Raw genomic sequence first — 8,206 nt, forward strand, 5'->3', positions numbered from 1 at the left:
AAAACCGCAAATTCCTTTTTGGGATATAATTATTATATCCATGGCACCGTAGTTAGAGGAAAGGGATTTGGTAAAAAAATGGAATTCCCTACAGCCAATATCAACGTTCCTGACGCCTATAAACTCATTCCTAAAAACGGCGTATATGTGGTTTCATCAATCTATAATGGGAAAACAATTTACGGGATGATGAACATAGGCGTCAACCCCACCTTTGAAGCCAATAAAAAAACGATTGAAGCCCATTTTTTTGATTTTGAACAAAATCTTTACGATCAAGACTTAAAGATTGTTTTCTTGGATCGCTTAAGGGATGAACATAAATTTGAATCGGTTGAAGCACTTATCGCACAGTTAAGACGTGACCAAATAAATGCCCAACAGATTATTGCTTCGCTCGATGCATAAGTTCCTTTTTAAACATATAGATAATAGTCCGCTTATTGTATTCCGGATCATTTTCGGGTTTCTCATTTTTATGGAAAGTATAGGCTCCATCTACACAGGATGGATCCGGCGCACACTTATTGAGCCCCAACAAACCTTTTCGTTTATTGGGTTTGAATGGCTTCAACCCCTGCCAGGGAATGGCATGTATATTTATTATGCCGTGATGGGCCTTTGCGGACTTCTGGTCATGGTAGGCTACAAATACAGATGGAGTATGTTGCTTTTCACCATCCTTTGGACAGGCACTTATTTGATGCAGAAATCATCATATAACAACCATTATTACCTGTTGATTTTGTTGAGTTCCATAATGGTATTTCAACCCGCCCATAAATATTTATCCATTGATGCCCGATTGGATCCAAAAATCAAAATGATTTCAATGCCGCGTTGGTGCGCCCTGGTATTTATTTTACAGATGTTTATTGTTTATACCTACGGTGCCATTGCCAAGATTTATCCTGATTGGTTGGATGCAACGGTGGCGGAAGTTTTGATGAAAAGCAAAAAAGACTTTTTTTTAGTGGGAGAAATCCTGCAACAAAAATGGACACATTACGTCATTGCCTACGTGGGCATTTTGTTTGACGCATTGATCATTCCGTTATTGCTGTGGAAACGGACACGCCAAATTGCGTTTTTTGCTTCTATTTTCTTTCACTTGTTCAACTCTTTTATATTCCAGATTGGTATTTTCCCTTATCTATCTTTAGCACTGGTCCTCTTCTTCTTTCCGACCCAAACCATACATCGTATTTTTTTAAAACGGAAACCCTTCTACGATCAAGAAGAAATTATCGTTCCAAAATATCACAAACCTTTTGTACTCCTCTTCGTTATCTACTTTATTGTTCAAATTGGATTACCCCTTCGCCATTGGTTTTTTAAGGATGATGTACTTTGGACAGAAGAAGGACATCGCTTATCATGGCGAATGATGCTTCGCGCCAAGAGCGGCCGAACGACGTTTAGGGTCATAGATACTGAAACGAATTTGGAGATTCCAATACAGATTGATGATTATCTCACCAAAAAACAACAACGGACCGTCAGCACCAAACCGGATGTTATTTGGCAATTTGCGCAACGCCTAAAAAAGTCATTTGCAGAAAAAGGTCGTGATGTGAAAATTTACGCCAATACATCCGTTCGCGTGAACGGTGGTGAACTCCGACAACTCATTGACCCTGATGTAGACTTGGGCAGCGTGAAATGGCAGCCCTTTAAACACAGCGAATGGCTAAGACCTTCCAAACAGGAAAACGCCCCAAAAGAATCAGAAGACAACAATTATTTTGATTGAAGTTCAAAGACATCAAACTGACGCTTAAAATTTCCTTATTTTTGACATCAAATTAAAAATTATGTTACAAGTACCATTTATTAGAGATCACCGAGAAAAAGTGATTGAAGGTTTGAAAAAAAGAAACCTTGATGCTGCGCAAATGATTGATGAAGTCCTTGCCCTTGATGAAACCCGAAGACGCTTACAAACGGAATTGGATAACACCTTGGCAGAGTCCAACAGCTTATCTAAAGAAATAGGAAACCTGTACAAATCTGGGCAAGCGGATAAAGCCAATGCCTTAAAAGAAAAAACTGGAGAACTAAAGGAAACTTCAAAGACCCTTGGGGACGATCTTAGCACCACAGTAGAAGCCTTGAATCAATTGCTCTATAAGCTTCCAAACGTGCCGAATGACCTTGTCCCGGCTGGCAGTACAGAAGAAGACAATGAAGAGGTGTTCAGAAAAGGAGACATCCCAACATTACACGACAACGCCATCCCACACTGGGAATTAGCCAAAAAATATGATATTATTGATTTTGAGTTGGGCAATAAAATTACCGGCGCAGGCTTTCCTGTTTATAAAGGAAAAGGAGCCAAATTACAACGGGCCCTGATCACTTATTTTTTGGATAAAAATATTGCTGCTGGCTATACGGAATACCAATTACCACTTTTAGTCAATGCAGCTTCCGGCTTTGGCACAGGACAACTGCCAGATAAAGAAGGTCAAATGTACCATGTTACGGAAGATGATCTCTATTTGATTCCAACAGCAGAAGTACCGGGAACCAATATTTTTAGGGATGAATTACTCAATGCTTCCGATTTACCGATTGCCATTACAGGGTACACCCCGTGTTTTAGACGTGAAGCCGGAAGTTATGGCGCACATGTAAGAGGCTTAAACCGTTTGCATCAATTTGATAAAGTAGAAATTTTACGTGTGGAGCACCCAGACAATTCCTATAAAGCTTTGGACGGCATGGTTGAACATGTAAAAGAAATTTTAGATGAACTCAAATTGCCTTACCGAATTTTGCGTTTATGTGGTGGCGATATTGGATTTACCTCAGCACTTACCTACGATTTTGAAGTATTTTCTACCGCACAGGACCGATGGTTGGAAATTTCATCGGTTTCAAATTTTGAAACGTTTCAGGCCAACCGCTTGAAATTACGATTTAGAAATTCTGAAGGAAAAAATGAATTGGCACATACACTTAACGGAAGTTCTTTGGCATTACCAAGAGTTCTGGCCGGGATTTTAGAGAATTACCAAACTGAAGATGGCATCAACATTCCTGAGGTTTTGATCCCATACACAGGATTCGATAAAATCTAAATTGTAAGAAATATCTTATTAAAATCCGATGAGATGCTAAATATTCACGTTGTTCAACGAATATTTGGCATTTTTTTTTGTTATTCTCTAAAATTTATTCAAGTTAGTATTCCCAAATTGAATTTGAAACGTCATGAAAAATTTTGTACGCATTTTAATAGTGATATCCTTAGTGGTATTGTTAATTAAAGTTTTGTTTTAACATATAGAGAATCGCTCATAAATACTTTACAATACCAACACAGGATATTTGAATCATTTTATAAGTAATGGTTAATAGCACATTTATTTTGATGGTAATGCCTAAACTCACGTTTAGGCATTTTTTTTTATAAAAACATTCACAATACCTACGCTTTTAAGTGGTTATATTTACATAAATTAGTTTCATGAAACAGCTCCTTTGTCTCTTTTTCCTTCTTTTTGGATATCTGTCCTTTTCGCAAAGCGATGAAGAACAATTGGCTGCCGATTATTATAAACGGGGCGAATTTGAGAAAGCACTCATCTCTTATCAAAAGTTGTATGACGCGCAACCCAATAATTACAACTACATTTTCCATTTGATTAAGACCCATCAGGAACTCGAACAGTTTGATCTTGCAGAAGCGCTTCTCGAATCAAAAATAGCCATATATCGCAATCCGTCATTAATGATCGAATTAGGATACAACTATCAGTTACAGGATAATTTGGTCAAGGCCAACGAGTGTTATGAAGAAGCACTTTCAAAACTTGAAGAACGCCCAGATTATGCGCCCTTAATTGGTAGGCAATTTGAGCAACATTCGTTATTGGATTATGCCATCAAAACCTACAAAAAAGCGATGGTTCTTGATCCTAAATTAAACTACAGTAGAGAATTGGCCAATGTGTATGGTGAACAAGGCAATATTGAAATGCTCTTTACCCACTACATTGCCTATATAGAAGCTAAACCAGAATTTTTAAACAGTGCCAAAAGGGAGTTTAGTGATTTTATCTCAGAAAACAGGGACAACGAGAACAATATACTTTTAAGAAAGCTCTTGCTCAAAAAAATCCAAATCCAGCCAGACACCTATTGGTATGAAATGTTGAGTTGGTTGTACATTCAGGAAAAAGCCTATGACAAGGCCTTCACTCAAGAAAAGGCCTTATACATGCGTGAACGCGAAAGCTTAAATCGGATAATTGAATTGGCCCTAACGGCACTCAGCGAAAAAGAAAATGAGGTAGCTTCGGAGATTTTCAATTATGTTTTGGAAAACACCCAAAATATTGGCACCATCCTGACTGCCAACCAACATCTTTTGGATATTGAAACAAATACTGCCGCAGCAAAAGATTTCCTTAGGATTGAAGAAAAATATAAACAGCTTTTTTCTACTTATGGCATATCTGAACAAACCCTAAATCTTCAAATAGCTTATGGTAATTTTCTCGCTTTCTATTTAAACAGATCTGAGGAGGCCAGTAACTTTTTAAAGGGAAGTTTAAAACTCAATATTTCTGCCTTTCAACAAGCCACGGTCAAAATGAAGTTGGCGGATATTTTAGTCTTTCAGGAAAAATTCAATGAAGGCCTTATTTACTATACCCAAATCCAAGCCAACGTAAAAAACAGTGTTCTCGCTCAGGAAGCCCGATTTAAAGTCGCTAAAACCAGTTATTATAAAGGCGATTTTGAATGGGCAGAATCCCAGCTAAAAATATTGAAAGCGTCCACTTCCCAACTTATCGCCAATGACGCCTTAGATTTAAAATTGCTCATTTCTGATAATAAATATGAAGACTCACTTCATGTGGCCTTAAAACTTTATGCCAAAGCAGATTTAATGGCCTTCCAAAACAAAACCGATGAAGCCATCTCGATTCTAGATAAGGTTTTGACTGAACATAAGGGTGAAAGCATTGAAGACCAAGCACTTTTTAAACAAGCAGAACTTTTCGTAAAAAAGAAAGATTATGATAAAGCCATCGGTAATTACCAATCCATAATAACCCATTACAGCGATGGTATTTTGGCAGATGACGCCTATTACTACCTCGCCGAATTATATAATAATATCCTTTCAGAACCAGAAAAGGCTAAAGCTTTATATGAAAAAATCATCTTTAACCATCAAGACAGTATCTATTTTGTAGATGCGCGGAAGAAGTTTAGGATGCTACGTGGGGATGCAATCAATTAAGTTGGATAATAAAATCTCCAATTTCAATGAGTTGAACATACATCAAAAAGCATTTAAAAAATAAAATAATTGTACTTTTGATATATGTAAAAATATTGATGGAATAATAGCACTGTGTGAAAAACATAGAGTTTTAAAATTATTTATGTTCAGATTCATATTGAATAATTTTAAAAGCACAAGTGGTGTGGATGTATTAGTTGATTTCTCAAAAAATCAGCTTCGCGACTACGTCGTCAGCTGTTTCGATTTTTAAATTTCTTTGGAAAAATTACTCAAAAGAAAAATAGACCTCTTAGAAGATAAAGCCATTAATAATCCATATCTAAAAGAGTCCATCGGTGCCTCTAAACAAATGTTATCTTCATCACACTCTTAAAACTTGGTACTGCAATTTTTAAAAATTTAATTAATTATGATCATATATAACGTTACCTCAAATATAGATGCCAGTATCCACGATCAGTGGCTTGCTTGGATCAAGGAACACATTCCCCATGTTTTGGCAACAGGCCATTTTATCGAAGCAAAACTCACCAAAGTTATGGTCGAGGATCAGGCGGGAAGTTTTACATACTCCGTTCAGTATAGGGCAAAATCACGTGAAGCTCTTGTAAGCTATTATAATAACAATGCCGATAAGCTACGTCAAGAAGGATTCAAAATGTTTGGTGATAAAGTTTTGGCATTCCGCACGGAATTGGAAGTCATTGATGAGTACAGTATTAAGTTTGAATGATCTAGAGAAAAGCCATGGGCATCACGAGCCGTTAAAACTCTGTTTTTTCTTTAAGACGGGAATATTGCCCAAAACCATTGAAAGTCATAGCGGGACACAAGAAAAATAGCTCAAACGTCCCGTCTCCAAAAAAATTCTCACTAACTTCGCAGCTCAAGTGCCATGAGCTTCTAACCTTTCAAAACATCCATAAACCTGTGTCAAAAGAGCATCACGTCAGAGCCAAAAAACATCTTGGTCAGCATTTTCTAACCGATGAAAGTATTGCTGAGAAAATCGCGAATTCCCTTTCCTATAAAGGGTATGACCACCTGTTGGAAATTGGGCCGGGTATGGGCGTTTTGACCAAATATTTGTTGAAGAAAGACATCATCACACATGTTATCGAAATCGATAGGGAGTCCGTAGAATATCTCAAGCATAATTATCTAAATCTTGCCGACCGGATCATTGAGAAAGATTTTTTAAAATACAATCTTACCGATGTTTTTGAAGAACAACCTTTTGCCATCATAGGGAATTTCCCTTATAACATTTCATCACAAATCCTATTTAAGACTTTGGAGCTGCGCCATCAAATTCCGGAATTTTCCGGGATGTTCCAAAAGGAAGTGGCACTTCGGATCTGTTCTAAGGAAGGCAGTAAAGTATATGGTATCCTATCGGTATTGACCCAGGCTTTTTATGACGCTGAATATTTATTCACCGTTCCGCCTTCGGTATTTAATCCACCACCAAAAGTAGACTCCGGAGTCCTATTGTTGACCCGTAAAGAAAATTACAAACTTCCGTGTGATGAAAAACTTTTTTTTAGAGTGGTAAAAACAGGTTTTCAACAACGTCGCAAGACACTCCGTAACAGTTTAAACTCTTTCGATTTATCTGATAATTTGAAATCAAACCCTATCTTTGACAAACGCCCAGAACAATTAAGCGTACAACAGTTTATAGCACTGACCCAGCTGATAGAAAACGAGCATTAATTCTTAAAAACATCCCATTTGCAAGACAAAAGAGAGAACATACAATTTGAGCTAACTGACGAACTTATTGAACAAGTCCAGCAACTTATCAAAACTAAAAATGATGAGGAGCTCAACCGACTTTTAAGTGAGTTCCATTACGCCGATATTGCTGAAATCCTGGACGAAGTCAACCTGGAAGAGGCCATGTATGTGATCAAACTTTTGGATTCTGAGACCACTTCAGAAGTGTTGATGGAGCTGAATGAAGACAATCGTCAAAAAGTGTTGCGCAATTTGTCATCCAAGGAAATTGCCGAAGAAGTTGAAGAGCTGGACACCGATGATGCGGCAGACATTATTTCCGAACTTTCTGCAGAACGCCAGCGCGAGGTCATCCATCATATTGAGGACGCAGCTCACAAAGCTGAAATCACCGAACTATTAACCTACGACGAGGACACTGCTGGAGGACTCATGGCAAAGGAGTTGGTCAAGGTCTATGAAACATGGACCGTTGCCGGATGTTTGCGCCGTATTAGAGGACAAGCTAAAGATGTCACCAGGGTTCATTCTATTTATGTAGTCAACAAACAAAATAAGCTTATTGGCCGTTTATCTCTAAAAGATTTAATTATTGCCAAAAGTGATGAGAAAATTGCCGATATCTACATCAAAAACGTCGATTATGTAAAAGTAGATGAAGATCCTGAAGAAGTGGCAAAGATCATGGCGAAATATGACTTGGAAGCCATTCCGGTAGTTGATGACAATATGGTTTTATTGGGACGCATTACCATTGATGATATTGTGGACGTCTTGATTGAAGAAGCCGATAAGGATTACCAATTGGCCGCAGGTATCACCACCGACGTTGAGGCCGATGACAGCATCTGGCAACTGACCAGAGCGCGACTCCCTTGGCTGCTTATTGGTATGTTTGGTGGGATTGGTGCGGCAAGCATTATTAATGGCTTTAGCGATGCTATGTTGCAGTTTCCAGCACTGTTACTCTTCATTCCATTGGTTCAGGCAACTGCAGGAAATGTAGGTGTACAATCTTCAGCCATTGTAGTAAAGGGTTTAGCCAACAATACTATTGATGGGAATATTATTGGAAGGCTTTTTAAAGAAATGTTACTAGGATTGGTAAATGGACTTGCCATTGCCTTTGTGGTATTAATTATCAGTCATTTTGGATTTAACACCACCTATTTAGAATCGTTGACCATTTGTGTTGCTTTAGTT

At 37.9% G+C, this 8,206-nt stretch carries 7 protein-coding genes; all 7 read left to right on the forward strand.

Features of this window, described 5'->3' with window-relative positions:
• Positions 1 to 408, forward strand: a 408-nt coding sequence (locus VLZ86_RS13145; RefSeq protein ID WP_325452074.1) for a riboflavin kinase, incomplete at its 5' end; no start/stop codon positions are given.
• Positions 374 to 1,753, forward strand: a complete 1,380-nt coding sequence (locus VLZ86_RS13150; RefSeq protein ID WP_325452076.1) for an HTTM domain-containing protein — start codon at positions 374 to 376, stop codon at positions 1,751 to 1,753. The genes VLZ86_RS13145 and VLZ86_RS13150, both read left to right, overlap by 35 nt.
• Positions 1,754 to 1,814: 61 nt before the next feature.
• Positions 1,815 to 3,083, forward strand: coding sequence for a serine--tRNA ligase (serS, locus tag VLZ86_RS13155; RefSeq protein WP_325452078.1), 1,269 nt, complete (start codon positions 1,815 to 1,817; stop codon positions 3,081 to 3,083).
• Positions 3,084 to 3,472: 389 nt separating this feature from the next.
• Entirely contained in the window at positions 3,473 to 5,257 is a 1,785-nt protein-coding gene (locus tag VLZ86_RS13160) for a tetratricopeptide repeat protein (RefSeq protein WP_325452080.1), read from the forward strand.
• A gap of 415 nt (positions 5,258 to 5,672) precedes the next feature.
• Entirely contained in the window at positions 5,673 to 5,996 is a 324-nt protein-coding gene (locus tag VLZ86_RS13165) for a DUF4286 family protein (protein ID WP_325452082.1), read from the forward strand.
• 197 nt (positions 5,997 to 6,193) lie between these two features.
• Complete coding sequence (rsmA, locus tag VLZ86_RS13170) at positions 6,194 to 6,979, forward strand: 16S rRNA (adenine(1518)-N(6)/adenine(1519)-N(6))-dimethyltransferase RsmA (protein ID WP_325452084.1); 786 nt, start codon at positions 6,194 to 6,196, stop codon at positions 6,977 to 6,979.
• Positions 6,980 to 6,997: 18 nt separating this feature from the next.
• On the forward strand, positions 6,998 to 8,206 hold a 1,209-nt coding region (gene mgtE / locus VLZ86_RS13175), incomplete at its 3' end, for a magnesium transporter (protein ID WP_325452086.1).

It is taken from the genome of Gelidibacter sp., from assembly GCF_035515035.1.
Taxonomy (GTDB): Bacteria; Bacteroidota; Bacteroidia; order Flavobacteriales; family Flavobacteriaceae; genus Gelidibacter.